17 protein-coding genes are annotated in these 17,446 nt (G+C 77.2%); 9 read left to right on the top strand and 8 right to left on the bottom strand.

The window, feature by feature from the left end:
* Positions 1-2 precede the first annotated feature (2 nt).
* Positions 3-1,460 (bottom strand): MocR-like transcription factor YczR, encoded by a 1,458-nt coding sequence (gene yczR, locus UXQ13_RS00365; protein ID WP_225234351.1) that lies wholly within the window; start codon positions 1,458-1,460, stop codon positions 3-5.
* A gap of 61 nt (positions 1,461-1,521) precedes the next feature.
* On the opposite strand from yczR, the gene UXQ13_RS00370 reads away from it, so the two are divergent.
* A complete protein-coding gene (locus UXQ13_RS00370) occupies positions 1,522-1,680 on the top strand; it encodes a hypothetical protein (protein ID WP_336391601.1) in 159 nt (52 codons plus the stop codon).
* Positions 1,681-1,789: 109 nt separating this feature from the next.
* Here UXQ13_RS00370 and UXQ13_RS00375 read toward each other — a convergent pair whose 3' ends face one another.
* Positions 1,790-4,471 carry a putative bifunctional diguanylate cyclase/phosphodiesterase gene (locus UXQ13_RS00375; RefSeq protein ID WP_336391602.1) on the bottom strand — a complete coding sequence of 894 codons (2,682 nt, stop codon included), beginning with the start codon at positions 4,469-4,471 and terminating at the stop codon, positions 1,790-1,792.
* A 64-nt stretch (positions 4,472-4,535) separates the two neighbouring features.
* Complete coding sequence (locus tag UXQ13_RS00380) at positions 4,536-5,474, bottom strand: cobalamin biosynthesis protein (protein WP_336391603.1); 939 nt, start codon at positions 5,472-5,474, stop codon at positions 4,536-4,538.
* Positions 5,475-5,506: 32 nt separating this feature from the next.
* Between UXQ13_RS00380 and def the strand changes: the two genes are divergently transcribed.
* The 6 genes from def to UXQ13_RS00410 all read left to right on the top strand — a co-directional run bounded on the left by def (position 5,507) and on the right by UXQ13_RS00410 (position 10,053).
* Positions 5,507-6,064, top strand: a complete 558-nt coding sequence (gene def, locus UXQ13_RS00385; protein ID WP_225234355.1) for a peptide deformylase — start codon at positions 5,507-5,509, stop codon at positions 6,062-6,064.
* Positions 6,061-7,266: a precorrin-6y C5,15-methyltransferase (decarboxylating) subunit CbiE gene (gene cbiE, locus UXQ13_RS00390; RefSeq protein ID WP_225234356.1), complete on the top strand. Its 1,206-nt coding sequence runs from the start codon at positions 6,061-6,063 to the stop codon at positions 7,264-7,266. Before def ends, cbiE begins: the two co-directional genes overlap by 4 nt.
* On the top strand, positions 7,263-8,003 hold the full coding sequence (gene cobM / locus UXQ13_RS00395) for a precorrin-4 C(11)-methyltransferase (protein ID WP_225234357.1): 741 nt from the start codon (positions 7,263-7,265) through the stop codon (positions 8,001-8,003). The genes cbiE and cobM overlap by 4 nt, the downstream gene beginning before the upstream one ends.
* Positions 8,000-8,713 carry a cobalt-precorrin-6A reductase gene (locus tag UXQ13_RS00400; RefSeq protein ID WP_336391604.1) on the top strand — a complete coding sequence of 238 codons (714 nt, stop codon included), beginning with the start codon at positions 8,000-8,002 and terminating at the stop codon, positions 8,711-8,713. The genes cobM and UXQ13_RS00400 overlap by 4 nt, the downstream gene beginning before the upstream one ends.
* The gene (locus UXQ13_RS00405) at positions 8,701-9,351 is read left to right on the top strand and encodes an HAD hydrolase-like protein (RefSeq protein ID WP_225236150.1); all 651 of its coding nucleotides are present in this window, start codon (positions 8,701-8,703) and stop codon (positions 9,349-9,351) included. The genes UXQ13_RS00400 and UXQ13_RS00405 overlap by 13 nt, the downstream gene beginning before the upstream one ends.
* A 99-nt stretch (positions 9,352-9,450) precedes the next feature.
* Positions 9,451-10,053 carry a PilZ domain-containing protein gene (locus tag UXQ13_RS00410; RefSeq protein WP_336391605.1) on the top strand — a complete coding sequence of 201 codons (603 nt, stop codon included), beginning with the start codon at positions 9,451-9,453 and terminating at the stop codon, positions 10,051-10,053.
* Here UXQ13_RS00410 and UXQ13_RS00415 read toward each other — a convergent pair.
* The gene (locus UXQ13_RS00415; RefSeq protein ID WP_225236152.1) at positions 10,040-11,236 is read right to left on the bottom strand and encodes an MFS transporter; all 1,197 of its coding nucleotides are present in this window, start codon (positions 11,234-11,236) and stop codon (positions 10,040-10,042) included. The genes UXQ13_RS00410 and UXQ13_RS00415 overlap by 14 nt on opposite strands.
* Positions 11,237-11,443: 207 nt before the next feature.
* On the opposite strand from UXQ13_RS00415, the gene UXQ13_RS00420 reads away from it, so the two are divergent.
* On the top strand, positions 11,444-12,382 hold the full coding sequence (locus UXQ13_RS00420; protein ID WP_225236067.1) for a hypothetical protein: 939 nt from the start codon (positions 11,444-11,446) through the stop codon (positions 12,380-12,382).
* A 67-nt stretch (positions 12,383-12,449) separates the two neighbouring features.
* Here the strand turns inward: UXQ13_RS00420 and UXQ13_RS00425 are convergent, their stop codons facing one another.
* Genes UXQ13_RS00425 through UXQ13_RS00440 form a run of 4 tightly spaced genes read right to left on the bottom strand, consistent with a single transcriptional unit; the run spans position 12,450 to position 17,041 of the window.
* Entirely contained in the window at positions 12,450-13,979 is a 1,530-nt protein-coding gene (locus tag UXQ13_RS00425) for a precorrin-2 C(20)-methyltransferase (protein WP_336391606.1), read from the bottom strand.
* Complete coding sequence (locus tag UXQ13_RS00430; RefSeq protein ID WP_336391607.1) at positions 13,976-14,611, bottom strand: precorrin-8X methylmutase; 636 nt, start codon at positions 14,609-14,611, stop codon at positions 13,976-13,978. The genes UXQ13_RS00425 and UXQ13_RS00430 overlap by 4 nt, the downstream gene beginning before the upstream one ends.
* Entirely contained in the window at positions 14,608-15,762 is a 1,155-nt protein-coding gene (cobG, locus tag UXQ13_RS00435; RefSeq protein ID WP_225234360.1) for a precorrin-3B synthase, read from the bottom strand. The genes UXQ13_RS00430 and cobG overlap by 4 nt, the downstream gene beginning before the upstream one ends.
* Before the next feature lie 13 nt (positions 15,763-15,775).
* Positions 15,776-17,041, bottom strand: a complete 1,266-nt coding sequence (locus UXQ13_RS00440) for an MFS transporter (RefSeq protein ID WP_225234361.1) — start codon at positions 17,039-17,041, stop codon at positions 15,776-15,778.
* 80 nt (positions 17,042-17,121) lie between these two features.
* On the opposite strand from UXQ13_RS00440, the gene UXQ13_RS00445 reads away from it, so the two are divergent.
* Positions 17,122-17,445, top strand: a complete 324-nt coding sequence (locus tag UXQ13_RS00445) for a tetratricopeptide repeat protein (protein ID WP_225234362.1) — start codon at positions 17,122-17,124, stop codon at positions 17,443-17,445.
* Position 17,446 lies beyond the last annotated feature (1 nt).

Raw genomic sequence — 17,446 nt, forward strand, 5'->3', positions numbered from 1 at the left:
GCTCACACCGCGCGGACCGAGGACGACGGACCGCGGTCGGCCCGGCCGTGCACCGCCCGGGCGACCCGGGCCAGCACCGGGACCGCCTCCCGCAGCTCGGCGCCCGGCCGCACGATCGGCAGCCGCAGGTGGTCGTCGAACGCCGCCCCGGTGCCGAACGCCCGGCCCTCGGCGACCCGGACGCCCTCGGCCAGCGCCGCCCGGGTCAGCGCCGCGGAGCTCAGCCCCTCGGGCAGCCGGCACCACAGCGACAGCCCGCCGGTGCTGGCCGAGACGGTCCAGTCGGGCAGGTGCTCGGCCAGCAGCTCGCGGAGCAGGTCGCGGTTGGCCCGCAGCTCGGCCCGCCGGTCGACCAGCACCCGGTCCAGGTCGGCGACCAGGAAGCTGGCGGCGAGCTGGTCGAGGACGCCGACGGACAGCTGGCGCTGGGCGTAGACGTCGGCCAGCCGGGCGGTCAGCGCTGCGTCGGTGCGCACCCAGCCGACCCGGAGCCCGCCCCAGACCGACTTGGACAACCCGCCGACGGTGACCGTGGCCGAGTCCGGCACGCCGGCGGCGTACGGGGGCGGCGGGGTGCGGTCGGGGTGGTCGAGCTCGAGGTCGGCGGCGACCTCGTCGACCAGCGCGATCGTGCCCTGCTGCCACAGGGTCGCGGCCAGCCGGCGCCGCCCGGCCGCGGACAGCGAGGCGCCGGTCGGGTTGGAGTGGTCGGGCATCAGGTAGGCCATCCGCGGTGCGCTCTGCCGGGCGGCGACGTCGGCCGCGGCGACCAGGGCGTCGGGGTCGTCGGCGTCCACCGGGACGGGCACCGGCAGCGCGCCCAGCGAGGTCAGCATCCGCACCGCGCTGGGGTAGGTGGGGTGCTCGATCAGCACCCGGTCGCCGGGGTTGAGCAGGGCCGAGGTGACCAGGCCGACGGCGTCCATGACCCCGGCGGTGACCAGCACCTGCTCGGGGTCGGTGGGCAGCCCCCGGGCGGTGAACCGGTCGGCGACCGCCTGCCGGAGCGCCGGCAGGCCGTCGGGGTGGTAACCGGAGGTGGCGAGCACGCCGGGCAGCAGCTCCAGCGCGCGGGTGTAGGCCGGCAGCAGGTGCGGGGAGGCCGGCGGGGCGGCGTGCGCCAGGTTGACCGCGTCCTCGCCGTCCAGGGGGAGCGGCCAGGCGGCGGCCGGCGTCCGGGGCAGCTCGGTGACCGTGCCCGACCCGTGCCGGGTCCGGGCGTAGCCCTCCTCGCGCAACGTGCGGTAGGCGCTGGCGACGGTCACCCGGCTGACCCCGAGCGCCTCGGCCAGCTCGCGCTCGGCGGGCAGCCGGGTGCCCACCGGGAGGGCGCCGGTGCCCAGCAGCTCCTGCACCCGGGCGGCCAGCGCGGCGTACCGGGGACCGTCGTGCCGGGCCGGCCCGGTCAGCAACCTGGCCAGCTCGTGGACCGGGGTGGACTGCTCGAGGCTGACTGGCATGCAGGCCACCATGCCCTGGTGGACCGCTCGGCACCAGTCCACCCTGCGCCAAGGTTGCCGCATGACGACCGGTGGAGTTCTCCTGCTGCTGTTCCTGCTCGCCTGCGGCGCCCTGGCGGTGGCCACCCTGGTGGTCGCCGGCCGCGGCGGCCGGGGTCCCGCGGACCCGCCGCGCAGCCACCCGGTCGCGCCCGGCACCTGGCCGACCCCGGCCCGCTGACCCCCGGGGGCAGCGATGATCAGGGGGGTGCGCGCAACTCCGTCTTCCTGCACCAGATCTGGTGCAGGAGGACGGAGTTCCCGGCACCCCCCTGATCCACGCTGAGGGGTCAGCGTGTGGGGGCGGGGTGCTGCGGGCGGGCGCGCTGCACCCCGTCGTCGGCGGCGCCGGCGGCCTCCTCGGGCGGCACCGGGCGGGACATCAGGTAGCCCTGCACCTGGTCGCACGAGTCGGCCCGCAGCGCCTCCAGCTGGCACGGCTCCTCGACGCCCTCGGCCACGACGGTCAGCCCGAAGGCGTGCGCCGCGTGGATCATCATCCCGACCAGGGTGCGGTGCGACGGCTCGTCGCTGGCGATGAAGCTGCGGTCGATCTTGAGCGTGTCGACCGGCATGCTGCGCAGCTGGCCGATCGAGGTGTACCCGGTGCCGAAGTCGTCGATCGCGATGCCCACGCCGGTCGCCCGCAGGGTGGCCAGGTGCTCGTAGGCGGTCGGGTCGTCGACGAGCACGGTCTCGGTGACCTCCAGGACCAGCAGCTCGGCGGGCAGCCCGGAGGCGGCCAGCGCCGCGGCCACGTCGGCGACGACCCGGGAGTCGACCAGGTGCCGGCCGGAGATGTTGACCGCGACGGTCGGCTCGCCGGGGCGGGCAGGCCCGGGGGCGTCGCGCCAGGCGGCCAGCTGCGACGTGGCCTCGGCGAGCACCCACCGGTCCAGGTCGCAGATCAGCCGGGAGGCCTCGGCCGCCCCGATGAACAGGTCCGGCGGCACGGTGCCGTGGCCGGGGCGGTCCCAGCGGATCAGCGCCTCGTAGCCGATGACGGCTCCGGACCGCACGTCGTGCACGGGCTGGTAGACCAGCCGCATCTCCCCGCCGGCCAGGCCCGCCGCGATGGCGGCCTGCAGCTCGCTGCGCTCGACCAGCTGGGCGCGCAGGGCCTCGTCGAACAGCTCGGCCCGCCCGCGGCCGGCGGCCTTGGCCCGGTAGACCGCGGCGTCGGCCTGCGCGAGCAGGGCGTCGGCGTCGGTGCCGCCGTCCCGGCTGGTGGCGATCCCGACGCTGGCCCCGACGGACACCGTGCTGGCGCCCACCACGATCGGGGCGCTGACCGTCTCGACCAGCCGGTTGGCCAGCTCGACCAGGTCGTCCTCGGACTCCGCGGGCTCGACCAGGACGACGAACTCGTCGCCGCCCAGCCGGCACACCACGTCCCCGGACCGGACGGCGTCGTGCAGGCGGTGCGCGGTCTGCCGGAGCACCTCGTCGCCGGCGGCGTGCCCGAAGCCGTCGTTGACCGCCTTGAACCCGTCGAGGTCCACGAACAGCAGCCCGATCATCGCTCCCGACCGCTGGGCGCGGTGCAGCGCGGCCGAGGCCAGCCGCAGCGCCTGGGCGCGGTTGGGCAGCTCGGTGAGCGCGTCGTGCTCGGCCTGGTGGGTGAGCGCGGACTGCAGCTCCTGGCGTGCCCGGACGGCGCTGACGATCTGCTGCACGGAGGCGTGCACGACCTCGCCCAGCGGGCCGGGGAGGGGCTCGTCGAGCAGTGCGTGGTCCAGGTCGCCGCGGGCGACCGCGCCGGCCTGGTCCTGGATCCGGCGCAGGCTGGCGACCGCGGCGCGCAGCGCGCTGGAGACCGTGCGCACCTCCCGCGGGCCGCCGACCTCGACGTCGACCAGGGTGCCCTCGCTGACGTCCTGGGCCCGGCCGGCCAGGCGCCGGAGCGAGCGGGACAGCGAGCGCCACACGAGGGCGACGGCGGCGGCGGTGAGCAGCACGAGCGCGCCGCAGACGACGGTCGTGGTGGTCGTGGTGGAGCGGGCGGCGGCCTGGTCGGCCACCGCGGCGGCCTCGGCCCGGGAGACGGCGGTGTCGATGAGGTCGGCGAGCTGGGCGCTGCGGGAGTTGCTCTGGGTCACCAGACCCTGCACCGCGAGGATGCCCATCGGCTGGGCACCGGGCACCGCCTGCGCGTCGAGCACGGCGTCGACCGCGGGGACCGGCCCGGTGGCCGAGGCGTCCGCCCAGGCCTGCTGGAGCTCGGGTGCGGTGAGCCCGGCGAGGGCAGCCGCGGCCGCCCGGTACTCGGCCCGGGCGCTGAGCCAGTCCTCCGCGCCGACCGCCTGGTCGACCTCGGTCAGCGAGCTGAGGAACAACGGGATCTCCCGGCCCGCGGCCTGCGCCGTGCGGGACAGCAGCGCGACGTCGGCCACCGCGGCGCGCGTCGTGGCCGAGATGTCCTCGTCCCGGGCGCCCTCGCCGGCCCGCCGCTGGGCCTGCGCGAGGTCGTCGGAGACCTGCAGGTAACCGTCGTAGGTGGCCACCACGTCGGCGAAGCTCAGCTCGCCCGTGCCGTCCCCGCGCAACGGCGCCAGCGCGGTCGCGGCCGCCTCGGCGGCCGGCGCGGCGGAGGAGTCGGCGGGGACCTCGGCCACCGCGGCGTCGGTGGCGGTGCGGGCGGCCTCCAGGCCGGTCGCGGCCTGCGTGCGGGCCGTCTCCACGAACATCGCCGGCAGGCCGAGCTGGGCGACGAGCTCCGGGCTGTCCAGGGCGGCGACGGTGAGGACCGGCACGACCTCCTGCTCGACGGCCACGCGCACCCGCTCCAGCACGGCCACGGCGGCGACCGAGCGGGCCGCCTCGGCCGCGGAGCCCGAGCGGTCGACGGCCGACCGGACCAGCGCACCGGTGAGCGCCAGCACCCCGAGCAGGGGCACCAGGACCAGCGCGGTGACGTAGACGGACAGCGGGACACCCCGGCCGGTGGGGCCGGGGGAGGGACGGCGAGCCATGGGTCATCCATCGGCCGCGGCGCCCGCCTCCGGAGCCCAGGGGCCTCGCAATCCCCCGGTCGGGTCAGGCGGTGGCGCCCCGGCGGGCCAGCCGGACGGCGACGGCGAGCGCGGCCGACGCCGTCCACACGGCGCGGGACAGCGCGACCGCCCGCCGGACGTCGGCCCGCACCGGCGGAGCGCCGGCGCCCATCGTCGGCCGGTGCTCGACCCGGGAGCCGTAGACGTTGGTGCCGCCCAGCCGGATGCCCAGCGCCCCGGCCGCCGCGGCCTCGCAGCGCCCGGAGTTGGGGCTGGGGTGGGCGGCGCCGTCCCGCCGCCAGGTCGCCAGCGCCCCGGACGGCGACCCGCCCGCCAGCGGCGCGACGACGACGGTGAGCGCGGCGGTGAGCCGGGCCGGCAGCCAGTTGGCGACGTCGTCGGCACGGGCCGAGGCCCAGCCGAAGCGGGCGTACCGGGCCGACCGGTACCCGACCATGGCGTCCAGGGTGTTCACCGCGCGGTAGGCCAGCAGGCCGGGCAGCCCGGCGACGGCGCCCCACACCAGCGGGGCGACCGCGGCGTCGGAGGTGTTCTCCGCGACCGACTCCACCGTGGCCCGCACGAGCTCCGGCTCGCCCAGCGACGAGGGGTCCCGGCCGGCCAGGGTGGGCAGGTGCGCGCGGGCCGCGGGCAGGTCGTCGAGCAGGTCGGCCATCGTGGACCCGGCCCGGCCCAGCGACGTGCCGCCCAGCACCGCCCAGGTGCCGGCCGCGGTGACCAGCGCGCGGGCGACCGGCCGGTCCCGGGTGACCCGGTCGGCGGCCAGGCCCAGCGCGGTCACCGGGACGACGCAGGCCAGCCAGTACCCGGCACCCGCCGTCCGGGAGTCCTGCCAGACCGCCCGCTCCAGCGCACCGGCGGCCCGGCCGAAGCCGGCCACCGGGTGGCCGCGCCGCGGGTCGCCCAGCGCCAGGTCGGCCAGCGAGCCCAGGGCGAGGCCGGCGGCGGTCGGGAGGTCCACCCGGGAGATGGTGCCAACTACGATCGGCCCCCATGCGCTTGCCCGGCCGTTACGACGGCGTCGCCCGGCCGATCGTCACCTACGGCAGCAACCCCGTCCTGCACCGGCGCTGCGCCGACGTGACCAGCTTCGACCGCGAGCTGCGGCACCTGGTGCTGGACATGTTCGCCTCCATGCAGGAGGCCGACGGCGTGGGCCTGGCGGCCAACCAGATCGGCGTGGACGCCCGGGTGTTCGTCATCGACTGCCCGGACGCCCTCGGGAACGACGTGGTCGGCTACGTGGTCAACCCGGTGCTCACCGTGCTGGAGCCGGTCGAGGGCGAGCCCGAGGTCGAGCGCACCGAGGAGGGCTGCCTCTCGGTGCCCGGCCCCTACGCCGAGCTCGACCGGGCCTTCCGCGCCCGGGTCGACGGCGTCGACGTGCACGGCGACCCCACCTCGATCGAGGCCACCGGCATGGCCGCCCGCTGCCTGCAGCACGAGGTCGACCACCTCGACGGCACCGTCTACGTCGACCGGCTGGACGCCGAGCTGCGCGAGAAGCTGCTGGCCGAGGCCGCCGGCCCGCAGGGCGACCTGCCCGCGTGACGGTCGACCGTCCCGTCGTCGTGGTCGGCATCGGGGCCGACGGGTGGGACGGGCTGTCCCCGCTGTCCCGGGCCGCCGTGGAGGCGGCCGACGTGCTGGTCGGCAGCGCCCGCCAGCTCGCCCTGGTGCCGGGGTCGGCCGAGCGCCGCGAGTGGCCCTCGCCGATGCTGCCGGCGATCCCCGGCCTGTTCGCCGAGCTGGCCGACCGCGCCGTCGTCGTCCTCGCCTCGGGGGACCCCATGCTGTCGGGCGTCGGGACGACGCTGGTCCGCGAGCTGGGCGCCGCCGCCGTCCGGGTGCTGCCCGCGCCGTCCTCGGTGTCGCTGGCCTGCGCCCGGCTGGGCTGGGCGGTCGAGGACACCGAGGTGGTCTCGCTGGTCGGCCGGCCGCTGGAGCTGCTGCACCCGCACGTCCAGCCCGGTCGCCGGCTGCTCGTGCTGGGCTCCGACGGCGGCACCCCGGCCGCCGTCGCCGCGCTGCTCACCGAGCGGGGCTACGGCGACTCGCAGGTCACCGTGCTGGCCGCCCTCGGCGGGCCCGAGGAGTCGGTGACCACCGGGACGGCGGCCTACTGGAACGCCCGTGCCGAGCCGCTGGTGGTCACCGCGGTCGAGTGCCGGGCGCTCAGCGGCACCGCCCCGCTGCCCACCACCCCAGGGCTGCCCGACGACGCCTACGAGCACGACGGGCAGCTGACCAAGAACGAGGTCCGCGCGGTCACCCTGTCCCGGCTGGCCGCGGTGCCCGGGCAGCTGCTGTGGGACATCGGGGCCGGGTCGGGGTCGATCGGCATCGAGTGGATGCGGGCGCACCCCACCTGCCGGGCGGTCGCGGTCGAGGCCGTCGAGGAGCGCGCCGAGCGGATCGCCCGCAACGCCGGCCGGCTGGGCGTGCCCTACCTGCGGGTGGTTCACGGCCGGGCGCCCGACGTCTTCGGCCGGCTGCCGCAGCCCGACGCCGTCTTCGTCGGCGGCGGCGCGACCACCCCGCTGCTGCTGGACGCCTGCTGGGACGCCCTGCCCCCGGGCGGTCGGCTGGTGGTGAACGCGGTGACGCTGGAGAGCGAGGCCGTCCTCGCCGACTGGCACGCCCGGTACGGCGGCTCGCTGGTCCGGCTGGCCGTGCAGCGCGCCGCGCCGGTCGGCGGCTTCACCGGCTGGAAGCCGGCCATGCCCGTGACGATCTGGAGCGGCACCCGATGACCGTGCACTTCATCGGCGCGGGCCCAGGCGCGGCCGACCTGGTCACGCTGCGCGCCGCCCGGCTCATCGCCTCCTGCCCCGTCGTGCTCTACGCCGGCGCGCTGGTGCCGGTCGAGCTGCTGGCCACCACGCAGCCCGGCGCGCGGTTGGTGGACACCGCGAACCTCGACCTGGACGCCATCACCGCCGAGCTGGTCGCCGCGCACACCGCCGGCGTGGACGTCGCCCGGCTGCACTCCGGCGACCCGTCGGTCTACAGCGCGATGGCCGAGCAGATGCGCCGCCTCGACACCGCCGGGGTGCCCTACGACGTCGTCCCCGGGGTGCCGGCGTTCGCCGCCGCCGCGGCCACGCTCAAGCGCGAGCTCACCGTGCCCGGGGTGGGGCAGACCGTCGTCCTCACCCGGACGTCGGCGCGGTCCACCGCCATGCCGCCGGGGGAGGAGCTGGCCGCCTACGCCGCGACCGGCGCCACGCTGGTGCTGCACCTGGCGGTCCAGCGGATCGCCGAGCTCGCCCCGCAGCTGGCCGAGCACTACGGCGACGACGGCCCGGTCGCCGTGGTCGCCCGCGCCTCCCGGGACGACGAGCTGGTGCTGCGCGGCACGCTGGCCGACATCGCCGACCAGGTCGCCGCGGCGGGCGTCGTCCGGACGGCGGTCGTCGTCGTCGGCCCGGTCCTCACCGCCGGGGAGTTCCCCGACAGCCACCTGTACTCCACGACCCGGGCGCGATGACGGTCCTGGTCCTCGGGGGGACCGGGGAGGCGCGGGAGCTCGCGGCCGCGCTGGTGGGCGCCGGGGTCGAGGTCGTCTCCTCGCTGGCCGGCCGGCTGACCGACCCGGTGCTGCCGGTGGGCGGGGTGCGGACCGGCGGGTTCGGCGGGGTGCCCGGGCTCAGCGCCTGGCTGGCCGAGCACGCCCCGACCGCCGTCGTCGACGCCACGCACCCGTTCGCCGCCGGCATCACCGCGAACGCCGCGGCTGCCTGCTCGGCCACCGGCACCCGGCTGCTGCGGCTGCAGCGCCCGGGCTGGACGGCGGGCCCCGGCGACGACTGGCGGTGGGTGGACGACCTGGCGCAGGCGGCCACCGTGGTCCGCGGCACGGCGTTCCTGACCACCGGCCGGCAGGGCGTCGGTGCGTTCGCCGGGCTGCCGGGCCGGGTGCTGGTGCGCTGCGTCGACCCGCCCACCGACCCGCTGCCGGCGGGTGCGGTGCTGGTGCTGGCCCGCGGGCCGTTCAGCGTGGCCGACGAGTTGGCGCTGATGCGCGAGCACGCCGTGGACGTCGTCGTCACCAAGGACTCGGGAGGCCCCATGACCACCGCCAAGCTGGTCGCCGCGCGGGAGCTGGGCATCCCGGTGGTGCTGGTCCGGCGCCCGCCGCTGCCCGCCGGGGTGGCCGTCGTCCCGACCGTCGAGGAGGCCCTGGCGTGGCTGCGCTGACGCTGTTCGACCTGGACGGGACGCTGGTCGACTCCAGCCCGGGCATCAACGCCGCCGTGCGGGTGGCCGCCGCCGAGCTGGGCCTGCCCGAGCCGACCGCCGACCAGCTCACCGCCATGGTCGGCCCGCCGCTGCAGGACGGGTTCGCCGCTGTCCTGGGCGTGCCGGACGCCGACGTCGAGCGCGCCGTGCTGGCCTACCGGGCGCACTACACGGCCGGGGCGATGTTCGACGCCCCCGTCTACCCCGGGGTGGCCGAGCTGCTCGCCGGGCTCCGCGGCCGCGGCGAGCTGCTGGCCGTCGCCACCTCCAAGCCCGCGGAGTTCGCCCGCCGGATCCTGGACCACGTCGGGCTGCTCGACGCCTTCCACAGCGTGCACGGCGCCACCCTGGACGGCCGGGTCCGGCACAAGCACCAGGTGGTGGCCCTGGCGCTGGCCGAGCACCCCGACGGGACGCAGCCGGTGCTGGTCGGCGACCGGGCCCAGGACGTCGTCGGCGCGCGGGTGCACGGGCTGCCCTGCATCGGGGCGGGCTGGGGGCCGGCCCGTCCCGGCGAGCTGGCGCAGGCGGGCGCCGCGGTCGTCGTGGACACCCCGGCGCAGGTGCTGGGCGCGCTGGACGTCGTCCGGCTCTGACCCGGGCGGGTGATCACCCGCCCGGGGACTGCGCGCCGGGCCGTCCGCGGCCGATCACCTCTCCGACAGGACACACGGTCCTCGCAGGGGAGGTGGAGCGTGGAGCTACCGGTGCCGGGTGCACTCGTCGACGTGGTCGCGGGCGCCGAGGTGGTGACCGCCCAGGTCGTGCAGCTGCGCGCGGGCAGCGTCGTCCTCGACCTGCCGGTCGACCCGGCCGTGCCCGAGCCGCTCCGGCTGTACTGGAGCACCTCCGAGGGGGTGCACACCGTGCTGGCCCGGGTGGCGCTGCGCTGGCCGGTCCGGACCGGGGTGCGCTGGCAAGTGCTGCCGATCGGCACGACCGAGCCGGGCAACCGCCGGGACGCCGTCCGGGCACCGCTGCGGCTCCGGTTCCAGGTCACCGAGCGCGGGTCGGGTGCGGTCTTCCGCGGGCGCACCACCGACCTCAGCGAGAACGGCATGCGCGGCCGGCTGGAGGCGACCTCGACCGCGCCGTCCGAGGGCGCGCCCGTCGACGTCGGCCTGCTCCTGCGCGGTGCGGTGTTCCCGCTGCCGGGCCGTTGGCAGACCGTGATCGGCGACGAGGACGGCTGGGACGTGGCGGTGGCCTTCACCGACCTGGCCGAGAGCATGGCCGACCTGCTGCGGTCCCACGTGTTCGCCGCCCTCCGCGAGCAGCGGCGGCTCAGCCTCCTGTGACCGGCACCGGCCGGCGGTCGCGCACCAGGCCGGCCACCGCGGTGAGCGCCAGCGCGACCACCACCGCGCCGTAGACCTCGGCGGTCGTGGTCAGCCCGAGCGGGCCGATCGCCAGCCCCGCCGCGATCGCCGGCAGGCTGAACGCCAGGTAGCTGACGGTGAACACCGCCGACAGCAGCCCGGCGCGCTCGCCGGCGTCGACCCCCTGGGTGACGGTGGCCATCGCGCCGAGGAACGCCGCGCCGAACCCGAACCCGGAGACGACGGCGGCGACGTAGAACGCGGTCAGCGAGGCGGCGGCGAGGGCGCCGATGGTGCCCAGGACGCCGACGACGAACACCAGCGCGCCGGTGACCATCCCGGTGGACGGCGCGAGCCCGCGGGTGGCCAGCGAGCCGAGGATGCCGGTGCCGTTGAGCGCCAGGATCAGCAACCCGCCCGCCACGTGGTTCTCCACGCCGTAGACGCCGGCGACCAGCGAGGGCCCGAGCGAGGCGTACAGCCCGCCCAGCGCCCAGGTGGCGGCCAGGCAGGGCAGGACGACGACGAAGGCGCGCCGGCTGGTCCGCGGCACGTGCACGCTGGGCCGCAGCGAGGCCAGCGCCCCGGGCACCCGTGGCGAGGACTCCGGCAGCCCCAGCCACACGAGGACGGCGGCCACCACGAACAGGGCACCGAGGACGCCGAACACCCACTCGCCCGGGTCGACCAGCACCTGGACGGCGATGGCCGCACCCAGGGCGCCCAGCGACAGGCCCAGCCCGGGGGAGGCCGAGTTGATCAGCGGGCCCAGCGGGCGGTCCCGGCGCTGCAGGTCCAGCAGGGCCGCGCCGAACGCCCCGGTCATCGCGCCGGTGGCCAGGCCCTGCACCACCCGGGCGGCCAGCAGCCACCACACCCCGTCGGCCACGAAGAACAACCCCATGGCCACCGCTTCGACCAGCAGGGCCACGGCCAGCACCGGACGTCGTCCGACGTGGTCGCTGAGCGCCCCGACGGTGAGCAGCGCCGCCAGCAGGGCGAACGCGTAGACGGCGAAGACCAGCGTCAAGGTGCCGGTGCCGAACCCGAACTCCTCGGCGTAGACGCGGTACAGCGGGGACGGGACGCCGGAGGCCGCGAGCACCAGGACCAGCAGCACCGCCACCGACCAGAACGCCGCGGTCCGGGAGAGTGTGCGCACTCAGCCACCAAGCCCCCCACCCCCGGCCCTGTTCCCGCCCCCGCGCGGGCCACCCCGTCGAGTGTGCAGTCAGCGCTGTCGGGACCCGCCGTGGACAGCCCTGGCTGCTCACTCGGTGCGCGTGGGGCGGCCTGTGGACAGCGGGAGCGGAGGGCGCCGATCTCCGGCACCCTCCGCAGCTGTGCCCCGACCCGATGGCCCGCCCCCGTGACGCCCCTCGTCGAGCCGTTCCGCGGGTCCGCAGCCGTGGCCGGCGGGGTGCTCACGCCGGCGCAGCTCCGTGGGCCGCGGTGGCAGCGGGTCCTCCCCGACGTCTACGTCGCGGCCGGTGTGGAGCTGACCCACGAGCTGCGGGCGCGGGCGGCGGTGGTCCTGCTCCCGGGCGCCGTGGTCACCGGGCTCAGCGCGGCCTGGCTGTGGCAGGTGGACGTCGACGGTCCGGACGGCGCCGCGCACTCGTCACGGGTGGAGGTGACCGTCCCTCCCGGGGGCAACGCGCGGGTGCCGGGCCTGCTGGTGCGGCGCCGTGCCCTCCCCGACCACCAGGTGGGGTGCCCGCCCTGGCTGCGCGACGTCCCGACGCTGTGGCCGGACCACGCCGCGCTCGAGCTCGCTGCCGACCCGGCACGCGACCACGTCGAGTCGGTGGTGGTGCTCGACCAGTTCTGCGCCGCCGGCCGGGCGTCGCTCACCTCGCTGCGGCGCGCCGCGACGGGGTGGAGCGGCCGTGGCTGCCGCCTCCTGCAGGCCGCCCTCCGGGATGCCGACGGTCTGGCCGGCTCACCACCGGAGACCCGGCTGCGCCTCGGCATGCGGGCAGCCGGCCTCCCGGCTCCGGTCGCCCAGCACCGGCTGGTCAGGGCGACCGGCCAGAGGGTGAAGTACCTCGACTTCGCCTGGCCGCACCTGCGCCTGGCCGTCGAGTACGACGGCTCGAACCACGTGCTGACGTCGACCCGGCCCGAGGCAGGCTTCGCGCTGCCCAAGGACCGGCGGGTGCTCAACGAGGTGCAGGAGCTGGGGTGGCAGCTGTTCTACGTGACCGCACCCGACCACCGCGACCTGGCCGGCGTGGTGGCCAGGATCGGCAGCGCGCTGGCGGCCCGGGCGGCCCAGCTGGGCGTGCCGCTGCACCCGGCGAGCTGATCCACCGAGTGTGCAGTCAGCGCTCCATCCTGGGACGGGGAGCAGCGCTGGCTGCACACTCGACGGGTCAGCCGGGGTAGGTGCGGCTGGTGTAGACCTGGCCGCTCGGGGTGACCCTGGTCTGGGTGCTGCCGATCATCACCAGGCAGCGCATGTCGACGGTGCCGGGGTCGAAGTCGCCCAGGGTGGTCACCGTCGTCGACTCCTCGGGCCCGCCGACGTCGCGGCCGACGACGACCACCGTGTCGGGCGACCGGACCTCGAGCAGGGCCTCGCGGGCGTCGAAGAGCTGCTGCGGACGCGCCTTGGACCGCGGGTTGTACAGCGCGATGACCAGGTCGGCCTGGGCCGCGTGCCGCAGCCGGTCGACCACGACGTCCCACGGCTTGAGCACGTCGGACAGCGACAGGATGCAGAAGTCGTGCCCCAGCGGCGCCCCCACCCGCGACGCCACGGCCTGGGCGGCGGTGATCCCGGGCAGCACCCGCACCGGGACGTCGGGGAAGTCCGCGGCCGCGACCTCGAGCACCGCGGCGGCCATCGCGAACACCCCCGGGTCACCCGACGACACCACGGCGACCCGTCGACCGGACCGGGCCATCTCCAGCGCGGCGGCGGCGCGCTCGGCCTCGACCCGGTTGTCGCTGGGGTGCTTGACCTGGCGCGGGTTGGCCGGGACCCGGTCCAGGTAGGGCCCGTAGCCCACCAGGTCGTCGGCCTCGGCCAGCGCGGCAGACGCCTCGGGCGTCGTCCACCACCGGGCGCCGGGTCCCAGCCCGACGACGGTCACCGAACCCGCCTGCAGCGGGACGACGACGGGCTCGGCCGGCTCGGGCGCGGGCGCCTCGGTGACCGGCGGGACGGCGGCGTTGCCCGGGCCGGTGAGCTCGCTGGGCAGCAGCGCCAGGGAGAAGTAGGGCACGGTCTCCGGGTCGACGTCGGCCAGCGGCAGCACCCGCTGCCGGTCGGTGGTCGCCCGCTCCACGTACCAGGCGCGGTCCAGCACGCCGGCGACCGCGAAGGCGTCCCGGACGGCGGGGAAGGTGCGCCCCAGCTTCATCACCGCCGCGGAGTCCGCGGCCTCCAGCCAGGCGGCGAGCTCCTCGGTGGGCAGCGTGCCGGGCAGCACGGTGAGCACCTCGTCCCGCTCGACCAGCGGCCGGCCGAGCACCGCGGCGGCGCCGGACACGCTGGTCACCCCGGGCACCACCTCGGTCGGGTACCGGTGCGCGAGCCGCTTGTGCATGTGCATGTAGGACCCGTAGAAGAACGGGTCGCCCTCGGCGAGGACGACGACGTCGCGGCCGGCGTCCAGGTGGGCGGCCAGCCGGGCGGCGGCGGTCTCGTAGAACTCGTCGATCGCGCCCTGGTAGCCGCCGGGGTGGTCGGTGGTCTCGGTGGTGACCGGGTAGACCAGCAGCTCCTCGACCTGCCCGGCGCGCAGGTAGGGCTCGGCCAGCCCGCGGGCGACCGACCGCCCGTGGCGGGCCGAGTGGAAGGCCACGACGTCGGCGGCGCCGATCAGCCGGGCGGCCTTGACCGTGACCAGCTCGGGGTCGCCCGGCCCCAGGCCGACCCCGTAGAGGCGGCCGGTCATTCGGCGGTGCTCGCGAGCGCGTTGACCGCGGCGGCGGTCATGGCCGACCCGCCGCGCCGGCCCCGGACGACGAGGAAGTCCAGGTCGGAGGCGGCGAGGGCCTCCTTGCTCTCCACCGCGCCGATGAAGCCGACCGGGATGCCGACGACGGCGGCCGGGCGCGGACCGCCCGCGGCGACCATCTCCAGCAGGTGGAACAGCGCGGTCGGCGCGTTGCCGATCGCCACCACGGCGCCCTCGAGCTTCTCGCCCCACAGGTGCAGGGCGGCCGCGGTCCGGGTGGTGCCCATCTCGCGGGCCAGGTCCGGCGTCCGCGGGTCGTTGAGCGTGCAGACCACCTCGTTGAAGGCGGGCAGCCGCTTGCGGGTCACCCCGGCGGCCACCATCTGCGCGTCGCACAGCACCGGTGCGCCCAGCTCGAGCGCGGCCCGGGCCTTGCCGACCACGCCGTCGGACCAGGCGACGTCGGAGACCAGGTCGACCTGCCCGCAGGCGTGGATCATCCGCACGGTCACCTGGGCGACGTCGGCCGGCAGCCGGTCCAGCTCGGCCTCGCGGCGGATGGTCGCGAAGGACTGCCGGTAGATCTCGGCGCCGTCGTGCTCGTAGTCGTACTCGACCCTGCTGCTCACCCTGCTCCGATCCGGTATCCGTCCTCGACGGCGAGGACATCGGTCGATCCTGCCGGGCGGCCGCACCGCCGCTCGCACCCGGCCCAGTGCTGGGGCCCCGCGACCGGCAGGGTGCCGGTCGCCACGGCGTGCGCGGCGTCGGCCCGGACGTCGGCCCGCGACTTGGCACAGCCGGGCAGTCCGGCGCACGCGGTGACCTGCGCCCACGGGCTGGCCGCGTCGAACACCAGGCCCGCGTGGTGCAGCGCGGTGGCGACGTCGTCGACGAACTCGTCGGGCAGGTCGGGGACGACGACGCTGCGCCACGGCGTCACCTGGATCTCGCTGCCCAGCGCCGCGGTGACCTGCACCAGGACGTCCAGCGCCGGAGCGGTGAGCCGGCCCAGCGGCACCAGCCCGACCAGCGCGACCAGGCCGTCGACCTGCTCGGTGGCCCCCACGACCGGCCCGGTCCCGGGAGCCGGCCGGTCACCGGGGACGGGGTGGCCGGCGAGCCGGACGGCCACGGCGCCCACCCCGTCGGTCAGCTCGGCCAGGCGCCAGGCCTGCGACCCCTGCGCGGTGCGCTCGGCGAGGAAGGCGCGGGCGGCGTCCAGGGCCAGGGTGTGGGCGTCGGCGGGCGCGGCGCGCAGACCGGAGTCGGTGCCGGCGAGGGTCAGGGCCACGGCGTCGGCGGCCACGGCGTGCAGGCCGACGTCCCCACCCAGGCCGGTGACGTCGCCGCGGCCGTCGTCCACGGTGACCAGGAAGCGGCCGGGCAGCTCGGCCAGCGCGGGGTCGGCGACCAGGCCGGCGTCGAAGGCGCGGACCAGGGGCCGCACGTCCAGCAGGCCGCCGGACCGGCCCGACAGCACGCTGGCCACGACGTTGCGGGCGGTCTCGTGCGCCTCCGAGGGCAGCAGCCCGGCGCCGAACAGCCGGCGGGCCAGCTCGGCCGGGGCGTCCGGCGCCAGGCCGCGCAGCTGCAGGTTGCCCCGGCTGGTCAGCTCCAGCGCCCCGTCGGCCAGCTCGACCGCGGACCCGGCCAGCACCTGCACCTGGGCGGCGGACAGCAGCCCGCCGGGCACCCGCACCCGGGCCAGCTGCCCGTCGGCGGCCCGGTGGGTCTGCACGGCGCCGGGGCAGGCGTCGGAGCGGTCGCGGGTCGTCATGGCCCGCCCGAGGTTACGTGCGCGGCCGAACGCCCCGCCCTGCGCCCGGATCCCGCCGTCGGGCCAGCAGGACCACCACCGGCACCAGCAGGACGGCGGCCGCCACCGCCACCGACGGGTAGCCCCCGGCGGCCAGCACCGGCCCGGCCAGCGCGCCCGCCCCGGCCCCGGCCAGGCCCATGACCAGGTCCGACGTGCCCTGCACCGACGTCCGCACCTCCGCCGGGACCGACTCCGACAGCAGCGTGGACCCCGCGACCAGCGCGGCCGACCAGCCCAGCCCGAGCAGCAGCATCGACACCGTCACCCAGCCGCGCGCCTCCGCCGGCGCCAGCGCGCCGACCACCAGCGCAGCCGCGAGCAGCCCGACGCCCAGGCCGATGGTGGCGACCCGCCCGGCCCGGTCGGCCAGCCAGCCCATCACCGGGGAGGCGGCGTACATGCCGGCGATGTGCACGCTGATCACGATCCCGACCACCTGCAGCGAGGCGCCGCCGTGGCCCAGGTGCACCGGCGTCATGACCATCACGCCGACCATCACCGCGTGCGCCGTGGCCACCGCGACCAGCCCGAGCCGGGCGGCGGGGACGGCGAGCACCACCCGCAGCGTCTCGCGCACCGAGGGCCGCGGGCCGGTCGGGGCGCCCGGGCCGGCGACGACCAGCGGGTCCGGCCGCAGCAGCAGCCCGACCACGAGCGCGCCGGCGGCGAAGGACACCGCGGAGAACAGGTAGGGACCGGCGAGGGAGGGCAGCCCGAGCGCCTCGCCGAGCCGGCCGCCCAGCCCGGACAGGTTGGGCCCGGCCACCGCACCGGCCGTGGTCGCCCAGACCACCACCGACAGCGACCGGCCGCGGGTCTCCGGGGTCGCGGCGTCGGTGGCGGCGTAGCGGGCCTGCAGCCCCGAGGTGGTGGCCCCGCCGAACAGCAGCAGCCCGGCGACCAGCAGCACGAAGGACCCCAGGACGGCGGCCACGACCACCAGCCCGGTGCCGAGCAGCCCCAACCCGTAGCCGGTGGCCAGGGCCGGACGGCGGCCCCGCGCGGCGGCGAGCCGGGCCAGCGGCACGGCGAGCGCGGCCGAGCCCAGCACCGTGGCCGTCTGCGCCAAACCGGACAGCGCGGTGGACCCGGAGACCTGCTCGGCCAGCAGCCCGCCCACGGCGATGCCGCTGGCCACCCCGACACCACCGAGGACCTGGCTGCCCACCAGCACCGGGACGGCGCGCCGGCGGGCCCGCTCGCGCTCGGTGGGCAGGGTCTCGACGGTGCGGGTCACGAGGGGGATCCTGCTCCTCGGGGGCCGGGAATGCGGCGGACGGCGTCGTGTTGCACCGACCGCCTGAGAGGAGGCCACCGATGACCACCATCGACCTGCACTCCGAGTACCTCCGCGCCGAGCTGTTCCTGACCAGCGGCCAGCCCACCGAGGCGGTGGCCATCCTGGCCCCCGTCGTGGCCGAGTACCCCGAGGACGTCTCCGTCCTCGAGCTCCTCGGGCGCGCGTGCTTCCACTCCGCCCAGCTCGCCCGGGCGGAGAAGGCCTTCGGCCAGCTGGTCGAGCTGGCCCCGGCCGACGGCTGGGCCCGCCGTGCGCTGGCCCGCACGCTGGAGCGCCAGCACCGCGCCGACGAGGCGGCGGCGCACCACCGCATGGCCGACGCCCTGGGCGCGGCCAGCTGAG

The sequence above is a fragment of the Klenkia terrae genome (assembly GCF_037083865.1).
Lineage (GTDB): Bacteria > Actinomycetota > Actinomycetes > Mycobacteriales > Geodermatophilaceae > Klenkia > Klenkia terrae.

Bases quoted from the DNA above. Each gene is read 5' to 3' on its own strand.
- yczR (WP_225234351.1), bottom strand. From the start codon at position 1,460: ATGCCAGTCAGCCTCGAGCAGTCCACCCCGGTCCACGAGCTGGCCAGG.
- UXQ13_RS00370 (WP_336391601.1), top strand. From the start codon at position 1,522: ATGACGACCGGTGGAGTTCTCCTGCTGCTGTTCCTGCTCGCCTGCGGC.
- UXQ13_RS00375 (WP_336391602.1), bottom strand. From the start codon at position 4,471: ATGGCTCGCCGTCCCTCCCCCGGCCCCACCGGCCGGGGTGTCCCGCTG.
- def (WP_225234355.1), top strand. From the start codon at position 5,507: ATGCGCTTGCCCGGCCGTTACGACGGCGTCGCCCGGCCGATCGTCACC.
- cobM (WP_225234357.1), top strand. From the start codon at position 7,263: ATGACCGTGCACTTCATCGGCGCGGGCCCAGGCGCGGCCGACCTGGTC.
- UXQ13_RS00400 (WP_336391604.1), top strand. From the start codon at position 8,000: ATGACGGTCCTGGTCCTCGGGGGGACCGGGGAGGCGCGGGAGCTCGCG.
- UXQ13_RS00425 (WP_336391606.1), bottom strand. From the start codon at position 13,979: ATGACCGGCCGCCTCTACGGGGTCGGCCTGGGGCCGGGCGACCCCGAG.
- cobG (WP_225234360.1), bottom strand. From the start codon at position 15,762: ATGACGACCCGCGACCGCTCCGACGCCTGCCCCGGCGCCGTGCAGACC.
- UXQ13_RS00445 (WP_225234362.1), top strand. From the start codon at position 17,122: ATGACCACCATCGACCTGCACTCCGAGTACCTCCGCGCCGAGCTGTTC.